Origin of the sequence: Pedobacter rhodius (assembly GCF_027213645.1) — a bacterium.
Taxonomy (GTDB): Bacteria; Bacteroidota; Bacteroidia; order Sphingobacteriales; family Sphingobacteriaceae; genus Pedobacter; species Pedobacter rhodius.
Window position 1 is genome coordinate 222,580 of record NZ_JAPWGL010000002.1, and the last position, 22,947, is coordinate 245,526.

Annotated in this window: 14 protein-coding genes and 1 tRNA gene; 9 read left to right on the top strand and 6 right to left on the bottom strand. The window is 40.0% G+C overall.

Annotated elements, in window-relative coordinates; genetic code table 11:
• The first annotated feature begins 44 nt into the window (after positions 1 to 44).
• A tRNA-Lys gene (locus tag O0931_RS06515) sits at positions 45 to 117 on the top strand.
• A gap of 537 nt (positions 118 to 654) precedes the next feature.
• Complete coding sequence (locus O0931_RS06520; protein WP_269414755.1) at positions 655 to 1,182, top strand: peptidoglycan-binding protein; 528 nt, start codon at positions 655 to 657, stop codon at positions 1,180 to 1,182.
• A 134-nt stretch (positions 1,183 to 1,316) separates the two neighbouring features.
• Here the strand turns inward: O0931_RS06520 and O0931_RS06525 are convergent, their stop codons facing one another.
• Positions 1,317 to 1,700, bottom strand: coding sequence for a hypothetical protein (locus tag O0931_RS06525; protein ID WP_269414756.1), 384 nt, complete (start codon positions 1,698 to 1,700; stop codon positions 1,317 to 1,319).
• 140 nt (positions 1,701 to 1,840) lie between these two features.
• Between O0931_RS06525 and O0931_RS06530 the strand changes: the two genes are divergently transcribed.
• Positions 1,841 to 2,971 carry a serine hydrolase domain-containing protein gene (locus O0931_RS06530; protein WP_269414757.1) on the top strand — a complete coding sequence of 377 codons (1,131 nt, stop codon included), beginning with the start codon at positions 1,841 to 1,843 and terminating at the stop codon, positions 2,969 to 2,971.
• A 432-nt stretch (positions 2,972 to 3,403) separates the two neighbouring features.
• On the opposite strand, the gene O0931_RS06535 is transcribed toward O0931_RS06530, so the two are convergent.
• From O0931_RS06535 to O0931_RS06545, 3 genes are all read right to left on the bottom strand, one after another.
• The gene (locus O0931_RS06535; RefSeq protein ID WP_269414758.1) at positions 3,404 to 4,510 is read right to left on the bottom strand and encodes a sensor histidine kinase; all 1,107 of its coding nucleotides are present in this window, start codon (positions 4,508 to 4,510) and stop codon (positions 3,404 to 3,406) included.
• Positions 4,511 to 4,581: 71 nt separating this feature from the next.
• Positions 4,582 to 4,956: a response regulator transcription factor gene (locus tag O0931_RS06540; RefSeq protein ID WP_269414759.1), complete on the bottom strand. Its 375-nt coding sequence runs from the start codon at positions 4,954 to 4,956 to the stop codon at positions 4,582 to 4,584.
• A gap of 484 nt (positions 4,957 to 5,440) precedes the next feature.
• Complete coding sequence (locus tag O0931_RS06545) at positions 5,441 to 6,130, bottom strand: hypothetical protein (protein ID WP_269414760.1); 690 nt, start codon at positions 6,128 to 6,130, stop codon at positions 5,441 to 5,443.
• Between the two features lie 408 nt (positions 6,131 to 6,538).
• Between O0931_RS06545 and O0931_RS06550 the strand changes: the two genes are divergently transcribed.
• The 5 genes from O0931_RS06550 to O0931_RS06570 all read left to right on the top strand — a co-directional run bounded on the left by O0931_RS06550 (position 6,539) and on the right by O0931_RS06570 (position 19,519).
• Positions 6,539 to 11,548, top strand: coding sequence for a glycosyl hydrolase (locus tag O0931_RS06550; protein WP_269414761.1), 5,010 nt, complete (start codon positions 6,539 to 6,541; stop codon positions 11,546 to 11,548).
• A 959-nt stretch (positions 11,549 to 12,507) separates the two neighbouring features.
• Positions 12,508 to 14,598, top strand: a complete 2,091-nt coding sequence (pta, locus tag O0931_RS06555) for a phosphate acetyltransferase (RefSeq protein ID WP_269414762.1) — start codon at positions 12,508 to 12,510, stop codon at positions 14,596 to 14,598.
• A gap of 2 nt (positions 14,599 to 14,600) precedes the next feature.
• Positions 14,601 to 15,797, top strand: coding sequence for an acetate/propionate family kinase (locus O0931_RS06560; protein WP_269414763.1), 1,197 nt, complete (start codon positions 14,601 to 14,603; stop codon positions 15,795 to 15,797).
• Between the two features lie 116 nt (positions 15,798 to 15,913).
• A complete protein-coding gene (locus tag O0931_RS06565) occupies positions 15,914 to 16,780 on the top strand; it encodes an alpha/beta hydrolase (protein ID WP_269414764.1) in 867 nt (288 codons plus the stop codon).
• A gap of 135 nt (positions 16,781 to 16,915) precedes the next feature.
• Complete coding sequence (locus O0931_RS06570; protein ID WP_269414765.1) at positions 16,916 to 19,519, top strand: DUF7133 domain-containing protein; 2,604 nt, start codon at positions 16,916 to 16,918, stop codon at positions 19,517 to 19,519.
• A 463-nt stretch (positions 19,520 to 19,982) separates the two neighbouring features.
• Here O0931_RS06570 and O0931_RS06575 read toward each other — a convergent pair whose 3' ends face one another.
• The gene (locus O0931_RS06575) at positions 19,983 to 20,375 is read right to left on the bottom strand and encodes a response regulator transcription factor (RefSeq protein WP_269414766.1); all 393 of its coding nucleotides are present in this window, start codon (positions 20,373 to 20,375) and stop codon (positions 19,983 to 19,985) included.
• Between the two features lie 40 nt (positions 20,376 to 20,415).
• On the bottom strand, positions 20,416 to 21,180 hold the full coding sequence (locus O0931_RS06580) for a DeoR/GlpR family DNA-binding transcription regulator (RefSeq protein WP_269414767.1): 765 nt from the start codon (positions 21,178 to 21,180) through the stop codon (positions 20,416 to 20,418).
• 157 nt (positions 21,181 to 21,337) lie between these two features.
• Between O0931_RS06580 and O0931_RS06585 the strand changes: the two genes are divergently transcribed.
• Entirely contained in the window at positions 21,338 to 22,930 is a 1,593-nt protein-coding gene (locus tag O0931_RS06585) for a glycerol-3-phosphate dehydrogenase/oxidase (protein WP_269414768.1), read from the top strand.
• Positions 22,931 to 22,947: the final 17 nt, after the last annotated feature.

Here is a 22,947-nt window from a genome sequence, read left to right on the forward strand (position 1 = left end):
TAAAATTAATTTCTATATTTGCACCTCCTTAAACAAAGGGAAATGATTCCGTAGCTCAGCTGGTAGAGCATTACACTTTTAATGTAGTGGTCCTGGGTTCGAATCCCAGCGGGATCACAGAAATGCCTTACAGAAATGTAAGGCATTTTTCGTTAAGAAGGATTCGAACTTTTCTGTTGAGCGGGTTTATTCTCTACGCTAGAATTTATATTTATAGCTCGTTGTTATTCTTGTTTTCTTTGTTATTTACTATTCCATTTCTGGCGCAAGCGTTTTGCTTATGACCGATATATTCAAAAACTAATCAATCGAATATTAATTAAGCCTTAAAAACCCGACTAATTTCTTATACCACCGTAATAAATTACAAGTTATACAAAACAATATGCTAGCCCTAGAAAAGAACCAAATAAAAATTTATAAAAAATTTTATGTACTTGATTTTTAAGCAATTGTTTTATTATATTTACTTTATTTCTAACAGAATAAATTGCACCAAACAACAATACTATAGTCTTTCATGATAGTTGAATCCTGGCTAACACAGCAAAAACCTGTACTAATCGGTTCAAATGGTATATCATATTAGATTAAATTTTTTACTGTTGGATCAAGGCAATTGCATTACTTAACGCAGATGAGATTAAAATAACTATGGAAGATATCGCACAATTCTTTTTGGAAAAATTGATGATCGATGAACGCTATGGAATAGCAAAACCAGTAGATGATCAAACGTTATTATTACCACGTTTCCTGAATACGCTGGAGGTATGTGTTGATATTTACAAGCAAAAATATCCTAATCAATCCGTCACGTTTGCTGAAACATATCGTAGTAACTCATTACAGTATAAATACTTTCAACAGGGCGCAAGCAAGATTAAGGCTGATGGCATGCACCATTATGGCATAGCCGCCGATAGTATTTTTATAATTAATGGAAAACGCACTTATAAGGGCGACGTTATGTTGCTTCGCAAAATTTACGTAGACAATGGATTAACAATATTGGGCATGTGGGATGCTCTACACGTACAATTGATTCCGGTAGGGCAGCAAATGCAATTGCGAAATGCTGTTAGCTCTAAAATCAAAGCTTTTCAAAACCAGCAGGGAATTCCTGTTACCGGCTTGGTTGACGACATTACAGTTGCAAAAGCCAGAAGCGTATTTTCTTAACTTGTTTGTAATCCAACTGTCCGATATAATTTAATTTTTCTAAAAGGGTTATAAAAGCTGGTGCTAAATCTGGCCAGTTTGCGGCAGATGGGCATGGAATGGATTCTTTGATCTTGTTAACCGGTTAATCCGCTTTATTCTTCAATTAATGTCAAATCTAATTTATTGTATTGACCTTGCCTGTCATTTACATTCAGTTGATAAGTATAACGGCCATCTTTAAGAACTGTTTCGCCAACATAATCAATTGGCTGTATCGTATATGTTTTCCCGTCAATTTCTAATTTGACAAAAGCATACCTGTAAGCCTTTTTAAATATTTTGTATTCTGTTTTTTGCCCGGCGTTTAAGTCACCAAAATTTACTTCTCCCGTTGAGGTATTAACAACGATATTTTTAAAATTATATTTGCTGGTGTTCGACAAGCGAATTTCCGACCCCATTGCATCGTTCCCGTTCTCTTTTGAACAACTAACCATTGTAGCAATGGTAATAATTAAAATCAGGATTTTTTCCATGTGTTTTACTGTATAAATGAGCTGGTTGACAAACTTGTGCCAGATAAATTGTTTAAGTAATGCATTACGCCGCTATGCTAATCAGAAAATGTTGCAACGTTTTATTTTGTTTAACGTCTTATTAAAAACATCCTAAATATATGAAAAAATTATGCCTACTTTTATCGTTTTTAACGTATACATTTTTCTGCGCTGCCCAAATAAATACAACTAAAGTTCCCAATGACAATAAGTTGAAAACCGCGTTGGATTCATTGGTCGATCAATCCGTTCTGGCATTTTTCAATAACAATTCCAGGGTTGGCATTTCAATAGGAATTATAAAAAATGGAAGGCCATTTAGCTATAATTATGGCTCAACTGAAAAGGAAAAACCACAATTACCAACAGCTAATACCGTTTACGAACTTGCCTCGATTACCAAAACATTCGGGGCGACGTTGCTTGCAAAAGCGGTTTTAGATAAAAAGGTAAATCTCAATGACGATATACGTAAGTACCTGAAAGAAGATTATCCAAATTTGAATTATAAAGGAACGCCTATCACTTTGCTTAACCTGGTTAACCTTACTTCCGGATTACCAAACTGGATGCCAGACAAGGATATATTTGGAAAAGCCGATCCGGATTCCATCCCGTATATTTTAGATTCCGTTCACACCACATACAGCAGGCTAGACTTTTACCGTGATCTGCATCAGGTTGAATTAAAGGTTTCGCCAGGAAGCGTTGCCCGCCACTGTAACGCCGCTGCTCAATTGCTCGGCTATATTATGGAGGGCGTTTATGAAAACACTTACGACAACCTCCTGAAAACGTATTTTGTAAATCCACTTAAAATGAAAAACACATCCTTAATAAAGAGAGGGAAACTGCCTGCAAATATGGCAAAGGGTTACGATGGAAAGGGTCGTATTATGCCGGTTATTGATTGGGATGATTTACAGGTGGCCGCAAGTATAGCGTCGTCAAGCGCTGACATGTTAAAATATATGGCATTTCAACTGAATGAAAAAAATCCGGAGGCAAAATTAAGTCACCAGCCAACTTTTGGAAAGGTTGAAGATGGTGCTATCGCACTTAACTGGAAAGTAAGAAAAATGGATAATGGCAGGCGCAGCGTTTCCCATACCGGCGGTAGTTTAGGCTATAGTAGCTATATGGTGTTTTACCCTGATTGGAATTCGGGCATTGTTTTGTTATCAAACGAAGCCGATCAAGGCACACAGAATGAGCTGATTGCATTAGCTGAAAAAATATCAAAACCTTAATTTATGGATTTTGATAATAAGGGCTTTGGTAATAATCCCAAAAAATAAAGAGGTATTGAATTGATTAGATGTTACAAGATCATCCCAGCTTTTTCTTAAAACGGTTTTTTAATTTCGGTTTATACTAGCGCTACCAAAAATGTAGAAAGCAGAAGGCAATTTATGATTTAGCCGCCTATGGCGCAAGCGTCTCGCTTGTGACTAATAATATATTCGAAAAACTAATTATTAGTCGAATTTCAATTAGTGTTTAAAATTGAACACTATTACTATGTAAGCATAAGCGGAACACTTGCGCCAGCAATCTTACAAGCTTACGCCAGAGGGAGCTAACGATAAATTCTACGAAGATTATTGGTACGATAAGCCGCCAGAGCGAGAATATTAGTAAGAAAGCTGGTTACGCTTTAGAGAAACAATGTTATCTTGCTTTTATGCTTTTAGATTATGCTGTTCCGTTAACGTTTGATTTCTAAGATAAATTTTAAATATAGCGCCTTTGCCAATCTCACTTTCAACCATAATCTTGCCACCCGATATACTTACGATTTCTTTAACCAGGTGAAGACCAACGCCTGTGCCTTCTACATCGGTCGCTATGCGTACATATTTGGCGAAAATCTTCTCCAGATCACTTTTTGCGATGCCCCTGCCGTTATCCTCAATCGAAATAACAAAATAATCGCCTTCTAAAAATGTTTTTATAATAATTTCAGGTACCCGCCCCGAATCCCGGTATTTAATAGAATTGTTAACTAGGTTATAAACGATGCTCCTCAATTTCCGGCGAACGAAAACAATCTCTGAATGGGAAATATCAAGCTTTATCTGTGCGCCGGATTCGAGAATCTGAGTAGCAAGGGTTAACCGGACATCTTCTAAAATTTGTTCGATATCCAGCAGTTCTTCAACAGTTTTATAGTGATGATCAGATTTCCTGGAATCGGTTAAATCGATTATAATCCCTTTTATCTTAACAAGTCCATTCTCAATTTTTTCAAGAAGTAAGGGAAATTTTTCCATACCCTTCTCCGGGATTTTTTTGAGCATCTCGATGGTAAGGCCCAGGCTGGTTAATGGTGTTTTGATGTCATGGGAAATGGTATCCAGCAATAGTTCGTGCTCCATGATCAGTTTTTCCTGCTCCTTAAGATCGCGGATTCTTAAAGTAATATCAATAAAAGTAATAATTACCCCATTAGTCGTTTTAGATCGCTTTACAATATACGGCAGGATATTCATCTGGTACCAGCGCATATCGGTTGTTTGAATTTCCTTTTCTAAAAGCTCACCGGTTTTGATAACCTGCTCAATGTTATCAACAATGCTCGGGAATCGAAAATTATCTTTAACATCAGTTATAGACTTCCCGATGTCTTTATTATGAAGTTTAAACTGCTTCATGGCAGGGGGTGTAAATTTGCGCAATATAAGATTGGCATCAACAAAAAGCTGGGGAATAATGGTGTTACGAAAATAATTTTCGAGTTCGTCATTGAGTTCTATCAATTCGATAATCTTCTGATCTTTATTCTGCATGAGCTGGTCATTTAAATGGAGAACAATGTAAGGTACGTTAAAAAAATCCAATAAGTAATTGCTGTTAAATATCAGGACAATGATGAATCAGCATTTATCTGGGTAACAATGGTATCTAAAAAATGGGTGAGTTCAAAGGGTTTTTGTAAAAAAGCATCTGCCCTGCAACCTGCGCTAACCTGTTCGGTACTGGCATGTGCACTCATAATGATTATCGGAATATGTTGGTGAATTGTATCAATCCTCAGCATATTACAAACCTCAAGCCCCGATCCATCCGGCAACATAATGTCAAGTATAAAGAGATCAGGAATATCATTTAAATCCCTGTTCATAAAATTTTTAACATTTTCGAAAGATACCACCTGGTAATCCTCCAACCGGAGGATCAACTCAACAACCTCTCTTATATCCCTATCATCTTCCAGAATAAATATCTTCGCCATAACCCAAAATCAACTCATACAACATCGATCAGGGTATTTTAGTTTGAAATAGTTTGCATGCTGATGTGATCCTAAACAGCTGATGTGATCCTAAACAAAAGACGTAGGCGCAGTAAAGCAATGAAATGGAATATATTGACAGATTAACAGTTGAAAATAAAAACATCTGGCACGTGATTTTCGATGGTTAATTAGAAGGTTAGTCACGAAATAGCAAAGCCAGCGCGATGGCTGGCTTTAAAATAGTTTTCGGCACTTCGTTTACGGTACGGAAGGTGTTTGTTGATTACTTCTGAAGAACAAGCAATTTTTCCGTGCGAGTTTCATTGTTTAGTTGCGTATGTATCATATTTGATATTTCCACATCGCCAATTTCTATCAGTAAAGATAGCCTCAAAAGCTTTATCTTTACTTTCGTACCGCCGGTACAGCCGTTGCTTTAGTACTACCTTCCCTTATTAACAGGGATGGCGGCGGTGAAGGTTTAGTGACGTTTAATTGCTGATGCTTTGCCATGATCTGTAGGTTTTAAAAGTAAACGTATTATTGTATCTTTATTGTATTTAATATTTAAATCAATCGGAATAACCTGTTCAATTTTAACTTTTTGTACTTTATCTTTCCCCCTGTTTTTACCAAAATCTATGCCAAATGGGACGATAAGCAAACTTAAGAAAATAAGTCCGTATATCATAAATTTATGGCTTTGGAAAAGTAAGGCCGTCTTGATGCGGTTGATTCGCTGATTGTTTGCAGAATTACGGATTAGTTCCGCTAACAGATACTCATCAAATTCCTTTTTTGAACGGATTAATACCTCCGAAGAAATAGCACCTGGTTGATTATTGTAAAAATTGACTAGATCAACATAATATTTATTAAGCAAGTCAGAATCATTAAGACTGATGTAATCACGACCTTTCAAAAAATCGGCAAAGACAAGTATCAGATAAATTATCGCGACAATAAGCAAAACCGAAGATATAATAGCTATGATTATAAACGTCCATAGGAGCCCGGGATTACAGTTATAACTAAAGTTTGTAGAGCAGAAATACAGCCCTGCTAATAATGCAGTCAATATTCCTATCGGCGTTGAGAGTGAGTTATTAATCTCCGTTCGTTCGGCAAGTGATTTATCGTACTGGCCCTTATAAAATTCTTCCGGATTCATTTTACTAAGATAAAGAATTTTTTTTTGTCGGCTGGTGTCTCACCAATCTGCACCTTGAATTTTAAGGTATTTTTAAGAGTTTTTTTTAAGTCAGAGTACACATGCCTTCCTGTTTAATCAGACAATGAAGTAAACTCCAAAGCACGATCAACATTGGCAAATTTTATCGAAATACCCCTCTAAAAAGATGGAAATACCCCCTGTTAATCCGCTCATAATTAGCTTATTTCGTATAACTATAAGCTGGTGAAAGGTAAATTTTGTAATTGGTCTTTCTAAAAAATACATCAGCGTCTGAAAAATAATTATTGATTGTTGAAATGTATCTGTTCAATATGCGATAAAGATATTTTGGATAAAATGTATGTTTAAACCCTGCCGATAGTCTAACCAAATAAAACAGAAATTATGAAAAGACTTCTACTCTCGGTAGCCTTTTTCTTGTGTAGTTTAACATTAGCTGCACAGGCGCCTAATTTACCCGTTAAGGGCACCTTAAGCCAAACGATTCTCAGCTCGCGTACGTTTTCAAACGCTACACAGGCAGATACGGTTATCAGATACCGTCCGTCGCTTAGCGAATATACGCTAGAACTTGTCGGGAAGGTGAATTCGGCCACCGGGCGTGGCCTTGATATCGATGTCAGAAATTCTAAAGCCAGGGGATACCGCTTGTCGCTGGATGCTGCAAACCTTAAAACTTCGGCCCCGCTGAGCGCAATTACCGCAATTTCAACAGCTAAAGCAGGGGTTGACCAAACCATTCGCATCGCAGTTAGAAAAGATAGCGCACACATTTACCAGAATGGTGCCTATATTCAATCGCAACCGCTTTCAACCATAAATGATATAGTTGGCGGCGCAGAAAGTTCGGTTATACAGGGCACGGTGGCCGGTCCCAATTTAATGTCGGGCTGGGCAGGCGTTACCGGAAACTATTCGGGTAAACCAAGCGATTATGGCTGGGCTTATAACGGCACCACATCAACCACCTTGTTTAACACTGCAAACAGTACAGCAGGTGGTTCCAGGTATGTTGATGTAAGCGCCAGTGCAAGTCCGCATACGTATAACGGTACAACTTATAATGGCCGTATGTTTTATGTACGTTGGGATGCCAGCACACTGGCTTCGGTTGCTTATACCTATGCGGTAACGCTTGAAGCAAACAGCACTTACAATTTTTCCATGCTGCATGCCTATCTTTCAAATGCAACCGGCAGCAAAACCCTGACGGTGGGCATAGGTAAAACCACCTCCGCCAGTGACAGGTTTGCTTCCAGTAATTTTGTAACCAGCGGTACGGCAGACTTAAAACGGGAGAATTTCAGTTTTACTTCGCAGGAAGCAGGCACCTATTACCTGACATTTACCGGTCCGTGGGGGCTATTCTCCATCGCCGAACTTTCGCTGAATAAGAATTTAGCTTCTTCATTAATTCCGAACTGGGCCGGCATGGCACCCAATAATGCCGGTTCGCCGGCTGCGTATAGCTGGGGTTACACCGGAACAACCTCAACTACGGTGTTTAATACAGCAAACGGCTCGGGCGGTACACGCTATGTAGACATTAATGCATCGTCGGGCTCTAACCTGCATACCTATAATGGTGCTACTTATACCGGGCGTGTGTTGTATATCCGTTGGGATGGCAGCAGTATTTCAGGTACGGCATACAATTATCCGGTAATGCTCGAAGCCAATACCAGTTACAACCTCTCCATGCTTCACGCCTATGTTTCAAATGCGACCGGGAGCAAAAACATTACAGTAGGCATAGGTAAAACGACAGCCGTAGCTGATCGGTTCAGTACTTATACTTTTGTAACCAGCGGCACCAGGGTACTGAACAAAGAAACCTTTAGTTTTACCTCTAAAGAAGCAGGCCTTTACTACTTAACCATCACCGGCGATTGGGCACTTTTTTCTATCGCCGATTTATCACTCAATAAATATGAAGTTAAACCACGTTTTATATTTGGCAAAAACTACCTGAGCGGGGCAGTTGATATATCCGTTTCATCGGTAACTTATGATGATGGTGCCTACGCCCCCACCGCACCTGCAGCTGCACCCAAACAAGATTTGATTGTAACCGGAAGTACTGCCAGTTTCTTACCAACCTCCAACACCAACTTTATCGTACCGGGCAAAACAGATATGCATCTAACAGGTGCAGGTTCTCCATTAATTAACTCTACAGTACAGTTAAATTCCAACGATGCCTGGTTATTTTTTGACAACATCAGGCCCTCGCTGGTTATTGCCAACTGGCTGCCTTATGTAAGTATAAATGGCGTGCCGGCGGCAAACAATCCGGACGTGAGGATATCCATATATAAAAATGGTACCGTCATTATCCCTAACGGCAATATAACCTCAACACAGGCGCTACAGGTTTATACCGGTACCAACTTAAGCGGCACCAATAAAAGCTATAAGATTTCTGTTTATAATGATAGTTTGGGCGCATTTAATAATGCGATTAAATCTTTTAAACTGAAACGGGGTTACATGGCAACATTAGCCAATAACGCTGACGGATCCGGGTACAGCCGGGTATTCATAGCCAATGATGATGACCTTGTTGTAAACACCATGCCACAAGGGCTTGATGCGACGGTTTCGTTCATCCGAGTGTTTAAATGGGATTATGTAAGTAAAAAAGGAAAAGCCGGCTGGTCGCCGGCGCAGGTAGGTGCCACCTGGTACTACGACTGGAACATTGGCGGTGCAGAAAGTACCGATTACAACTATTCAATAATTCGGCAAAATGCCGGATGGCCAGCCTGGGGCGATATTAAAAACAAGCAAAATGTAAATCATTTACTGGGTTTTAACGAACCCGATCAGGCCGACCAGTCGAACATGACGGTAGCACAGGCCATACAGCAATGGCCTGAAATGATGAAATCAGGTTTGCGTATAGGCTCGCCGTCACCCGCTAACCCAGAGAGCAGCTGGATAACCAACTTCCTGGCTAAAACTGATTCGCTAAATCTGCGGGTTGATGTGGTAGCCATACATTGTTACTGGGGCGGACAAACACCGCAACAATGGTATACGCGTTTAAAAAATATTTATAACCGGGTAAAACGACCGCTTTGGATAACAGAATGGAATAACGGTGCCAACTGGACCACAGAAAGCTGGCCGGCAGACACCACCCAGGCCTTACAAAAACAGTTTAACGATATAAAGGGTATCCTTAACGTATTAGATACAGCCTCCTTTATAGAACGCTATGCTGAATACGATTGGGTACAGTATAAACGCTCGCTCGTGCTGGCCGATACGCTTACACCGGCAGGAAAGTATTACTATGCCAATAAATCTGCACTGGCCTATAACCCGGCAATGGCCGCGGTACACAACTGGCAATTGGCTTCGCCGCAAATTTATAGTTCCATCAATAGTAATAATTATAGAACCGCTACTTTAAACTGGCTCGATCTGAATGGCGAACTGGGTTCCAAATACGTACTGGAACGTTTGGTTAACGGCGTAGATGCAGATTTTATACCCATTAAGGAATTTACGGGTTACCCATATGGCAGTACGATAACCCATGTAGACAGTGTATTTGCAAAAGCCAGTTATCGAATAAAGGCCTTCAACCTCGCCGGGACGCAATCGGTTTATTCTCCTATTCATATTATATCAAAAGATGCTGACCCTGTTGCCCCAACTTCATTAACAGGTACGGTAACATCATCAAAGATTACACAACTTACCTGGAATGCCGGTGTAAATGCAAGGGGCTATAACCTTAAACGCGCTTTAAGTGCCACTGGTCCTTTTACGACCATTTTCGGACAAACAACGGCACTTACCTATCAGGATACAACACTTACGCCGAGTACAAATTATTATTATGTTGTTACCAGCTTAAATTCGGCAGGTGAAAGTCCTAACTCAACCGTGCTGCAACTCACCACTAAAGATTTGGTTACACCAGCAGTAGTTACAAATCCACATGCCGCTTCCGGCGATACCAAGGTGGTCTTAACCTGGGATTTGATGTATGATGCTAAATTTGAGGTATCCCGTTCAACGACCCCAAACGGTACTTACGCGGTTATTGCAGCCAATGTTGATGCCATAAGGTATGAAGATTTGAACAGGATTAATGGCACCACCTATTATTACAAAATAGTGGCGTTTAATGCCGCAGGTCGTAGCGCAGAATCGGCCATCTTAAGTGCAACACCGGTTTCAGGGCAATACCTCCATATTGGTTTTAATGAAAATACCGGAACCTTCGCCGAAGACGATTGGGGCGGATACAACGGAACGGTGATGAATACGAGTACCTGGACTGCCGGTAAAGATGGTCCGACCGGTGCCTTAAACCTGGTAAAATCTGCAAGTTCCTATTTGAAGTTACCTACCGGCGTAGTAAGCACATTGAACGATTTTACCATTGCAACCTGGGTTAAACTACCATCTAACCTGTCAAACAATACCCGCATCTTCGACTTTGGTACCTCGACAAATAATTTTATGATACTTATCCCTAAAACAGGTTCGAATTTAAGGTACAAAATTGCCGCCGCCACAGGTGCTAACGATCGCTATATGCCTTATGTATTACCGCTAAACCAATGGGTACACATCGCTATTACCCAGCAAGGATCGGCATTTAAACTCTACGTGAACGGAACGTTGCAATATACGGATAACAATGCCACGATAAAGCCATCTGACCTTGGATTAACGACTAACAATTATTTAGGTAAGTCACAGTATTCAACCGATCCTTACAGCGATCATATTTATGATGACTTCCGGATATATAACCGTGCGTTAAGCGATACGGAACTTGCCGACCTGTTAAAAATTAGTCAAACGATTACATTTAGCCCTATCGACCAGAAGATGGTCGGTGCTGCTGATTTTGATCCGGGGGCTACCGCATCATCAGGTTTGGCCATAAGCTATAACAGTTCAGACACGACAGCAGCAACTATAGTTAACGGAAAGGTACATATTAAAGCTGCCGGTAGCTCGGTTGTAACAGCAGCACAAAGCGGAAACAGTAGTTATGCGCCTGCAACATCAGTTAGTCAAACGCTCACAATAACAGCCTCTGGCTCAATGCTGGCAAGTACAAAAACAACGCCAGATAAATATGGTGTGCTGGCCCCTGATGATACAGGTATTCCGGTAGCAGATAAAATAACGGTTTATCCTAACCCGGTAATTGATAAGCGTTTTTCGGTAAGGCTAACCAAGGATCTGATGAATCAAACCATTACAGTCAGGATAAGGGATGCATACGGAAAGGTACTGCAAACGAATACAATTAAGGCTAATGCTGATGAGTTGAATGTTTCTTTAGCTGGCAATTATATGCCGGGTGTATACTTTGTTCAATTGAATTCATTACGGTTAATACGAGTAATGGTTTACCCTTAAAATTTGATTATTTTCCCGCTGATTTCGGAGAATTATCTCTTCGGAATCAGCGTTTTCTATATTTAGGTTCCTAATGATTTCGGGGGGGATTTACGCAAATAGAGAATTAGAATAAACATTTCCTGTGAAAATCCCTGCCTGCGGTCAATGTCGTTAATTAGGAGAAAATAAAAATATTGTGATCCTGAATTTTTCGAAGGACAAATATTTTTTGTTTTTGATTATAGAATGGCCTTCGCCAGGCTCAGACTGACATAATGATTAATAACTTAATGACATTGTGCCTGCGGTAGAAAGAAAAGCCGTCATCTCGATCCGATAGCTATCAGATGACGGGAACTAAAGGGGATTTCCTGCCATTTATATTGATTTTATGCAATAAATTATCCCTCAGATAGACAATTAGTTTAAGAACCTTTTCCGTGAAATCCATGTTTCCAAGGCATTTATTTTTTGGTTCCCGCTGATTTCGCGGATGAACGCAGATAGATAATTAGCTTTAAAAACCTTTCCATAGAAATCCATGTTTCCGTGGCATATATTTTTAGGTTTCCCCTGATCTCACAGATTGAAGAAAATAGATAATTACTTTAAATTTTACGTGTAAATACTTGTTTACGTGCCATTTATTTTTTGGTTCCCGCTGATTTCGCGGATGAACGCAGATAGATAATTAGCTTAAAAACCTTTTCCATAGAAATCCGTGTTTCCGTGGCATCTATTTTTTAGGTTCTCAATGATTTCCCGGATAAACGCAGATAGATAATTAGATTTAAAACTTTCTGCAGATACCCCTGACGGCCGCAGGCTGTAGCGTTTTCTGCAGGAGAATCCTATTGAAGACCTACCTTTCTATCCAGAATAATTCTAAACAAAATCTCATTTATCCATATTCATTTTAAATTTTTCCAACTATCTTGCCACTCGTTGGTTTACCCATATAATTAATTACAATCCGTATGACTAAGAACATCTTTATCGCCTCAGCAGAACCCTATACCGGCAAGTCGGTAATTGCTTTCGGAATGATTAATATGTTGCTGGCTAAAACGCAGAAAGTTGGTTATTTCAAACCCATTATCGCGCAGGATGATCTTAGCAAAAAAGATGAGCACGTAGAAGCCATGCTCGATTATTTCTCACTTCCGGTTAAATATGCAGATGCCTTTGCATTTACCCGCCAGGATATGCTGCATGAGTATCAAAATAGTGGTGACATCATTAATACCATCATCAGTAAATACAAAAAACTGGAAGACAATTACGATTTCACTGTTATTGAAGGAAGCGATTTCCTGGGTGAAGGCATGGCTTTCGAATTCGAATCGAATGCGCTGATGGCTAAAAACCTGGGTGCACCGGTTTTAATTGTGGTGTCAGGAAAAAATAAAACCGCCAGTCAGCTTTTTAAATCGGCCATAAACATTTACCGGAATTTTCTTTTACGCGATGTCCAGGTTTTGGGTGTGGTAGCAAACATGGTCAATCCCGATGAAGCCGAACGCATTAAACAGGCCTTAAGCAACCAGTTACCGGCAGAATTATTAATAGCCGTTATCCCCATCGAAAGCGGACTGCAAAGCCCTACGATGAAAGAAATTACGGCCGCCTTAGATGCTGAAATTCTTTTCGGTGCTGATTTGATGGATAACCAGGTTGATAATTTCGTAACCGGGGCCATGATGCTGCCTAATTTTTTAAGGCACATTAAGGATAATTTACTTATTGTTACTCCTGGCGACCGCGGCGATATTATTATCGGTTCCTTACAGGCAAATTTATCGGCTAACTATCCAAAAATTGCAGGTATTGTTTTAACTGCGGGGAGCTTACCCGATGAACCGATGATTAAACTTATCGAAGGGTTACAAACCATTATTCCTATCATATCCGTTCAGAAGGGAACATTTGAAACGACTACAACCATCGGGTCTATTCATTCTAAAATTACTATTGATAACAAAAAGAAGATTGCACTGGCAATTGAACTCTTTGAAAAATACGTGGATTTAAAGGCGCTTGATGATAAAATAATTACCTTCAGTTATGAAGGCATTACCCCGCACATGTTCCAGTATAACCTGGTTAAATGGGCAAAGAGTGAGAAAAAACACATTGTTTTGCCCGAAGGAAACGACGACCGGATTTTAAAGGCCGTAGAAAAACTCATCACCCAGGATGTGGTAAACATCACCTTATTGGGCGACCCGGTTGAAATCGGCACATCCATTAAGCGTTTGGGTTTAAACCTCGACATTAATGCCATTAACATCCACAATCCTGCACATTCTCAACAGTACGATAATTATGTAGAAAGTTTATACGAATTACGTAAGAATAAGAACGTAAATATGGAAATGGCCAGGGATATGATGACGGATGTTTCTTATTTCGGCACCATGATGGTGTATAAAGGCGATGCCGATGGCATGGTTTCCGGTGCGGTGCATACGACCCAGCATACCATCAGACCGGCTTTACAGTTTGTAAAAACCAAACCAGGTGTTTCCGTTGTTTCTTCGATATTTTTTATGTGTTTGCCCGAAAGGGTTGCCATATTTGGCGATTGCGCAGTAAACCCAAACCCTACCGCTCAGCAACTGGCAGAAATTGCCATATCATCTGCAGAAAGCAGTGCCAAATTTGGGATAGAGCCAAGAATCGCCATGTTATCTTATTCTTCGGGCACATCCGGTGAAGGTGAAGATGTAGAACGCGTTCGGGAAGCAACGGCCATTGTTAAAGCAAGGCATCCGGAATTAAAGATTGAAGGCCCTATTCAATATGATGCAGCGGTCGATCCGCTTGTTGGCCAGCAAAAAATGCCCGGTTCTGAAGTTGCCGGAAGAGCGAGCGTTTTAATTTTCCCTGATTTAAACACGGGGAATAACACATACAAAGCTGTTCAGCGGGAAACCGGTGCATTGGCAATCGGACCGATGCTGCAGGGATTAAATAAACCAATTAACGATTTAAGCAGAGGCTGCACCGTCGACGATATTTTTAATACCGTAGTGATTACAGCCATTCAATGTCAGGATATTAAATAATTATGAATATTTTAGTTATCAATTCAGGAAGCAGTTCGATAAAATACCAGCTTTTTAAAATGCCGTCTACGCAGCCCGTTTGCAGTGGATTAGTAGAGCGTATTGGCATTGAAGGTTCTTTTATAAAACATTCGGTATTTCCTGCCGGAGAAAAACTGAGCATTGAAAAAGACGCTTTCATTTCCGGTCATGGCGAAGGTTTAAAGCAAGTTTTAGCATTACTATCTGAAGGACTGCATGCCGTAATTGCAAGTCCTGGAGATATTGCAGCTGTGGGTCACCGTGTGGTGCATGGTGGAGAGCATTTCTCCGGCGCTACTTTGATAACAGATCAAGTTAAAAAACAGATTAAGAAATTATTTTCTTTAGCGCCTTTACATAATCCGGTGAATTATAAATGCATAGAAGTTGCAGAACAAACATTTCCATCAGCTAAACAAATTGCCGTTTTCGATACTGCTTTTCATCAAACGATACCGGAAGCGGCTTACCGTTACGCAATTCCGGAGCAGTACTACAGCGAACACGGTATTCGTGTTTATGGCTTTCACGGCACCAGCCATAAGTATGTTAGCGAGCAGGCTATAAATTGGCTGGGGAAACCGCATTCAAAAATCATCAGCATTCACTTAGGTAATGGTTGCAGCATTACGGCCATAAAAGACGGCAAATCGATCGATACCAGCATGGGTTTCGGCCCTTTAAACGGCTTAATGATGGGTACGAGATCGGGGGATATTGACCCATCCGTTATTTTTCATTTAATGGAACACTCGGGCTATACTCTGGAACAGTTAAGTACTTTGCTCAATAAACAGTCTGGTTTACTCGGTGTAGGCGGTTCAAGCGACATGAGGGATATTAATAAACTGGCCGGTGAAGGGAAAGATAAAGCAAAATTGGCTTTAAAGTTATATGCCTACAGAATAAAAAAATTTATCGGTGCGTATGCGGCGAGCTTAAACGGGATTGATACCATTATTTTTACCGCCGGGGTTGGCGAAAATGATGTCGAAATGCGGGCCGCTGTTTGTGATGAACTGGATTACCTGGGTATAAAAATAGATAAGGATAAAAATAAAAGTTACCAGGGTGAACTGCTCGACATTGGCATGGACGACGCATCAGTTCGCATTCTGGTTGTTCCGACCAATGAAGAATATGAAATTGCTAATCAATGCTTTAAACTATTAAATTAAAACAATTAATTAAAGTACAATTGATGTAACAATTACACAACATTTAGTTTCTCTTCTCCTTTATAATTAGATTTACAACTACAACCAGCTATAAACTTGTTTTTTGGAAATTAATTATGAAAAAGATATTTAATATAATTGTTATTTTATTTTTCCTGTATCCCCTAACTTCATCTGCCCAGTCCGGAAAAGTTTACGATAACCTGAGCTTACCAAGTAAAATTTTAAAAAGCGATCGGAAATTTGCCATCTACCTGCCACCGGATTATGAAACCTCCGGCCGGAGCTACCCGGTTTTATACCTGCTTCACGGCGCGGGTGATGATCAAACCGGTTGGGTACAATTTGGCGAGGTTTTAAATATTACAGACAAAGCCATTGCAAACGGAACATCAACCGCAATGATAATTGTCATGCCCGACGCAAACACTGGTCGCAGGGGTTATTTTAATGATATAAAAGGTGACTGGAATTACGAGGATTTCTTCTTCAAAGAACTGATGCCATTTGTTGAAAAAAAGTACCGGGTTAAAACGGATAAACGTTCGCGTGCAATAGCCGGCTTATCGATGGGTGGCGGAGGTACTTTTGTTTATGCATTACACCATCCCGAATTATTTTCATCTGCTTGTCCTTTAAGTGCCTACCTGGGGTTTTTAAGCTTAACTGATGCACAAAACGCGCTGAAAAAAGCAAATCCAGGCTTAGATGATGCAACCATAACTAACTATTACAACACACAAAATGTATTGCCACTTTTAAACAATATGCCGGATACCGAAAAAAAAGCGGTTAACTGGTATATCGATTGCGGCGATGATGACTTTCTTTACGAAGGCAATTCACTCGCACACATTGCCATGCGAAAGAAAGAAATACCACATGAGTTCCGCATCAGAAATGGAGGTCACAACTGGACTTACTGGCGTGAGTCCCTGCCGAATGTTTTAGCCTTTGTTTCTGATTCATTTCACCAGCACTAACCTGATAAAAAAGGTCTGATATTAACCAACTATTGTCTGTTTTAGTCCAATTTATAATTAAGTTTAATGATGAAATGTGAATTTATTAAATTAGAAAAATCTTTAACTATAAACAACCAGCCGTAATAAAACAAAATGATGAAATTTTCTTTAAGCTTAATCTATTCCATAATCGTATTGGGATTATTAAGTTTCTTCAACAAACCGACTACCTCTAAACCAAACCCAACAGAACTTACTATTTCTACATTTGCCGGTCCTAACATTACCCCTAGTCCTGCCTGTCTTGCGGTGGCGCCAACCGGCGAAGTTTATGTCGGGGTAGATATGATCGGTTCGTTAGGTAAAGACCCTGGAAAAGGCCGGATTCTAAAACTGGTTGATAAGGATAATGATGGTAAATTAGATGAACATATCGCTTTTGCGGATGTAGATAATCCACGTGGAATTATTGTTCAGGGCAATAAAGTATTTGTTTTACATACGACCTTTTCAAAAGAAACCAAGGAAGCAACCGGAATGAACCTGGTTGTTTTTGAAGATAATGACGGTGACGGGAAAGCAGATGGTCCAGAGAAACCGTTGATAGAACACATCAGTAATGCGAAATACATCCGCGAGCGGGGAACAGACCACGCGACCAACGGAATCAGAATGGGTATTGATGGCTGGATTTACATTTCAGTTGGCGATTTCGGCTTCCACGACGCCGTCGACCGTTCAGGTAAAAAGCTAACCATGTTAGGCGGCGGCCTGGTGCGCGTTCGTCCTGACGGAACGGAAATGGAAATATTTACACACGGTACAAGAAACGTTTACGATGTGGCAATTGACCCTTATATGAACGTTTTCACCAGAGAAAATACAAACGATGGCGGTGGCTGGAATGTTCGTTTCTCCCATCATATCCAGACGGGTGAATATGGGTATCCGGTTTTGTTCCAGCATTTTACAGATGAAATTATCCCGGCACTGGCCGATTTAGGCGGCGGTTCGGGAACCGGTGCATTATTTATGAATGAACCCAACTGGCCCGAAAAATATAATAACGTACCGATGATGGCCGACTGGGGAAGAAGTATGCTTTATATCCACAGGGTTACGCCAGACGGACCAACTTTTACACAAAAGGATGAAGAATTTCTAAAAATCCCTCAAATTACCGATTTGGATGTAGATGGCTCTGGCAGGCTTTATTTATCGGCCTGGGATGGTGCAGGTTATTCGGGAAGTGAAACAAAAGGCTTTATACTCCGGGCCGTGCCTAATAACTGGACTTACAAAGCGTTTCCAGACGTAAAAAAACTATCCGTTAAGCGACTGGCTGAATTACTAAAATCGAATAGTTCCGTAGCCCGTGTTACGGCATCACAGGAATTACTGAGCCGTTCGGACAAGCAAGCCACCTCTGTTACATTAAAAATCGCCGCAGATAAAAATCTGCCATTGTATGCACGCGTAGCAGGCATTTTTACTTACGCTCAATTGACTAAGGAAAATGGAATAAATGAACTGGTTGAGCTGACAAAAGACGAAACAGTTCGGGAATTTGCTTTAAAAGCACTTACAGATCGAAAAGATTTCCTGGATAAAGTTCCATCGGCACCTTTTTTAGCCGCTTTAAAAGATGCTTCGCCACGCGTTCAGGCTGCTGCAATTGTTGGTTTAAACAGACTTGGCAAAACAGATGCGGCACCTGCCCTCTTACAAACGAAAGTGCCTGCTTCATTTACAGCACCTTCAAAAGACATTGAAGGCCCGCATGCAACACCAAATTCATCAATAATTTTGCCGCACCTGGCGGTTCAGGCCTTGGTAAGCCTTGATGCCACGGACGCCTGCCTGGCAGCTGTTGGAGCGGATAACACTGATTTGGCACTTTGGGCATTACGCTACATGCACAACCAAAAAGCCGTAGATGGTTTAATTAAAAGCTATGCAACTGTAAAAGATGAAAAATTAAAAAAACAAATCCTTACAACCTTGGCGCGCCTGTATAAAAAGGAAGAAGCTTATGATGCAAGCTGGTGGTGGGGAACCCGTCCGGATTCACACGGGCCCTATTATAAATCGGTAACCTGGGCAGGTTCCCCGGCTATTGAAAAATTACTTAAAGACGAATGGGCGAAAGCGGATGCGCAGGGAAAACAGTTTTTTGTTGATTTAGATGCACGACACAGAATGGACATTGCAGCATTTGCGGTTGAAGAGAAACTAGCCGCAACCGAAGAGCCTAAAATCGATTTAGAGAAAATCAAAAACAAAAAAGGACAGGTTGGCAAGTCTTCTATTGAAGATGTTTTGCTGGCGATCAATAAACTGCAGGGCGATCCGCTTAAAGGAAGAACAATTTTTAACAACCAGGGCTGTATCGCCTGCCATAGCCTGAGCAGAACAGAGAAAATGAAAGGCCCTTTTATGGGACAAATTGGCTCCATTATGAATCGGGAGCAAATTGCTGAATCTATCTTAAAACCAGATGCTTCTATATCGCAGGGCTTTGCCACCGTTATGATTACTGCCAAAGGCGATAAAACGTACATGGGTTTTATTACGGAAGAAACCGCGGCAAAAATAGTGATGCGTAATATCGCTGGTGAAGTTTTTAACATTAAAACGAGTGATATCCTTTCGCGTAAGGAAATGGAAAATTCTATGATGCCGCAAGGCCTGGCTAATTCTTTATCATACGATGAATTGGCATCACTGGTTACTTTTTTATCGCAACAAAAAAAATAATTCAATGGGTTTCATACGGTTCCGGTCTGTGAGACACAGACCGGGGCGTTGAAAAAATGACGAATTGAACCAACTATAATTTTAATTCCTCCCATACGTCTTTCCCACGCAGGTGGGAATCTTAATGCGCTATACAGAAATCCCTGCTTTTAAAATTAAAATCTGCGTTTGTAACATAGCTAACGCTTTAGGATTCCCAACTAAATTGGGAATGACGGCATAGTAAGATCTATTTATGGTGTTTGAAATACAAACAGGACATCGGCGAGTGATGAAGCGACTCAACCATGTACTTAACACCTACAATACCGCTTTCCCGCGCAGGCAGGAACCTTAATACGCTGTGCAGGCAACATAGCTTCTGCCAATATAAGGTTATAACAATATATCACTACATTATATTGCAAACAAAAAAGCCGTATCACATCAGTGTGATACGGCTTCCTTTTCAATCGATTTTAGATTAAGCTTTTTCTGCTTTGTTCGCCCGGCTCCTATCAATTAAAGTATTTATTTGTTCAAGAACATCATAAATATCAAATGGCTTACTAATATAAGCATCAGCAAATGCATCAATTGCTTTTTGCTCACTGTTATTTTGTGCAGACATTACGATTATAGGGATGTGCTTAGTAAAAATATCCGTTTTTAAATCTTCACAAATTTCAGCACCATTTCCATCCGGCAACATTACATCCAGCAAAAATAAATCGGGCATGGCATCCTGAATGTTCTTTTTTAACTCCGAAAATGATGATGATAGCTGAAGCTCAAATCCTTCTTCTTTTAAAAGAATCTCAATCACGTTTCTGATTTCCTGATCATCTTCTAAAATGTGTATTCTCCTTTTTGACATAATTCAAATTATTGTTTGGTTTTTTATAGGGTAATTTTTTTTATACGATAGTTACAGTAACACCTAAACCTTCTAAATGTTTTACAATTTGTTCAGAAATTCCTTTATCAGTAATAATGTGATCAATTTCTTCTAATCCGCATATTTTACCAAAGCCTCTTTTACCAAATTTCGAAGAATCGGCCAGTACAATGGTTTTTTGCGATGCGCTAATCATTTTCCGGTTTAAATGCGCTTCCATCGCATTTGTAGTGGTTAATCCGAAATCCAGGTCGATACCGTCGACACCTAAAAACAACTTATTAAAATAGAAATCGCCTAAAACCTGCTCCGCATAGCTACCTGTTACTGATGAAGAACTTTTTCTTAATATACCACCCAATTGTATTACTTCTATACTGGGTTCTCTCATCAATTCTAAAGCCACATTTAAAGCCGAAGTAACAACAGTCAGGTTAGCAGCAGGCTGGATATTCTTGGCAAAATACAATACTGTAGTGCCTGATGCGATGACAATAGAATCGTTGTCATTTAATAATTCTGCTGCTGCTGCGCCTATCTTATTCTTTTCTGAAGACTGGATTTTTTCTTTTTCATTTACCGGCCTGTCTACCGTATACGGATTATTCATGGTGGCACCGCCATGTGTTCTGAAAAGCAAACTCTTGTCTTCAAGTAGTTTTAAATCCTTTCTAATGGTAACAGATGAAACTTTCAATTCCTTACATAAGTCTACAACATTAATATATTGATCCCTTTGTAAACGGCTTAATATTAATTGGTGCCTTTCAGCTAAATTCATCATAATACAAATGCGCTTTTTGCAATGGGGCAAATTAAACAATTTGTCAAATCATTTGAGTAAATAAAATAATAATTTTTTAACGATGATATTATATTATTTCGATTAGTATTACTTATAATTGCGTATTGTTTCGTTTTATTATTTTTTGCCTTTTTAAATGAGTAGAATTCACAATCCGGTACTTTATGAACATGCTGTTTATGATATCATCATAATTGGTGGTGGTGCAACAGGCCTGGGCACTGCCTTAGATGCGGCAAGCAGGGGCTATAAGACTTTGCTGGTAGAACAATCGGATTTTGCAAAGGGCACATCCAGCAGAAGTACCAAACTGGTGCATGGTGGTGTACGTTATCTGGCACAAGGCGATATCGGACTGGTAAAACATGCCTTAAAAGAGCGCGGTTTATTACAAAAAAACGCAGCTCATTTGGTCGGCAAAGAGGAATTTATTATCCCCTGCTATAGCTGGTTTTCGACTGCAAAATACCTGACAGGCTTAACCCTTTATGACTGGCTTGCTGGCAAATACAGCTTTGGAAAATCTAAATTCTTATCAAAAAAAGAAACTTTAAAACGGCTCCCGGGCATAAAAGCCATAGGTTTAAAAGGTTCCATCCGTTATTTTGATGGTAAGTTTGATGATGCGAGATTAGCCATAAATATCGCCCAAACCGCAGTAGAAAAAGGTGCTATCCTGCTAACCTATACGAAGGTAATCGGCTTACAAAGAAATGGCGATACGATAAAGGGGATTGATACGGAAGATGTTTTAACAGGTAAAAGAACCACCTTTTATGGAAAAGTAGTCATTAACGCAACGGGCGTTTTTGTTGATGATATTTTAAAAATGAACAACCCGGATGCGAAAAACATGGTTCGGCCAAGTCAGGGTGTGCATATCGTTCTGGACAAAAAGTTTTTGGATAGTGAATCGGCATTAATGATTCCAAAAACGTCGGACGGACGGGTTTTATTTGCGGTGCCATGGCACAAACATTTATTGGTTGGCACAACAGATACACCCCTTGATGAACATAGCCTTGAGCCGCGGGCGCTGAAAGAAGAGGTAGATTTTATTTTAAATACCGCATCAGATTACCTCAGCAACAAACCAACTGAAAAAGATATTTTAAGTGTATTTTCAGGTTTAAGACCCTTGGCTGCACCAACAAAATCCGACGGAAATAGTACTAAGGAAATTAGCCGCGACCATAAGTTAATCGTATCGGGCAAAGGTTTAATAACCATAACCGGCGGAAAATGGACAACTTATCGCCGTATGGCTGAAGAAACAGTTGACTTAGCCATAAAACATGCAAATCTTCCGGCTAAAAATTGTTTAACACAAAATTTAAAGATACATGGTTGTACGGAATTTAAAGACGGGAACTATCTGGACATATACGGCACCGACAGGGCAGGAATTGAAGCATTAATGGCCGAAAACCCCGACCTGAGTTCAAAGCTTCACCCCCGTTTTCCGTACAATAAAGCGGAAGTTGTTTGGGCCATAAAAAATGAAATGGCAGAAACAGTTGAAGATATCCTGAGCAGAAGGTTAAGGGTTTTATTTATTGATGCACAGGCTGCTATGGAAATGAGTAAAACGGTTGCATCAATTTTAGCAAAAGCGTTACAGGCGAATGAGGATTGGGAGGATAATCAAGTCGAAATTTTTAATAATTTGGCTTCGGGTTATATTTATCAAGCAAAAAATACGAAAAAAAATGCGGCTTTAGCCGAATGATACCTAACCAAATTTAG

Coding starts and splice junctions, on each gene's coding strand:
- O0931_RS06570 (WP_269414765.1), top strand. CDS start 16,916: ATGATGAAATTTTCTTTAAGCTTAATCTATTCCATAATCGTATTGGGA.
- O0931_RS06560 (WP_269414763.1), top strand. CDS start 14,601: ATGAATATTTTAGTTATCAATTCAGGAAGCAGTTCGATAAAATACCAG.
- O0931_RS06520 (WP_269414755.1), top strand. CDS start 655: ATGGAAGATATCGCACAATTCTTTTTGGAAAAATTGATGATCGATGAA.
- O0931_RS06545 (WP_269414760.1), bottom strand. CDS start 6,130: ATGAATCCGGAAGAATTTTATAAGGGCCAGTACGATAAATCACTTGCC.
- O0931_RS06525 (WP_269414756.1), bottom strand. CDS start 1,700: ATGGAAAAAATCCTGATTTTAATTATTACCATTGCTACAATGGTTAGT.
- O0931_RS06575 (WP_269414766.1), bottom strand. CDS start 20,375: ATGTCAAAAAGGAGAATACACATTTTAGAAGATGATCAGGAAATCAGA.
- O0931_RS06550 (WP_269414761.1), top strand. CDS start 6,539: ATGAAAAGACTTCTACTCTCGGTAGCCTTTTTCTTGTGTAGTTTAACA.
- O0931_RS06585 (WP_269414768.1), top strand. CDS start 21,338: ATGAGTAGAATTCACAATCCGGTACTTTATGAACATGCTGTTTATGAT.
- O0931_RS06580 (WP_269414767.1), bottom strand. CDS start 21,180: ATGATGAATTTAGCTGAAAGGCACCAATTAATATTAAGCCGTTTACAA.
- O0931_RS06565 (WP_269414764.1), top strand. CDS start 15,914: ATGAAAAAGATATTTAATATAATTGTTATTTTATTTTTCCTGTATCCC.
- O0931_RS06530 (WP_269414757.1), top strand. CDS start 1,841: ATGAAAAAATTATGCCTACTTTTATCGTTTTTAACGTATACATTTTTC.
- O0931_RS06535 (WP_269414758.1), bottom strand. CDS start 4,510: ATGCAGAATAAAGATCAGAAGATTATCGAATTGATAGAACTCAATGAC.
- pta (WP_269414762.1), top strand. CDS start 12,508: ATGACTAAGAACATCTTTATCGCCTCAGCAGAACCCTATACCGGCAAG.
- O0931_RS06540 (WP_269414759.1), bottom strand. CDS start 4,956: ATGGCGAAGATATTTATTCTGGAAGATGATAGGGATATAAGAGAGGTT.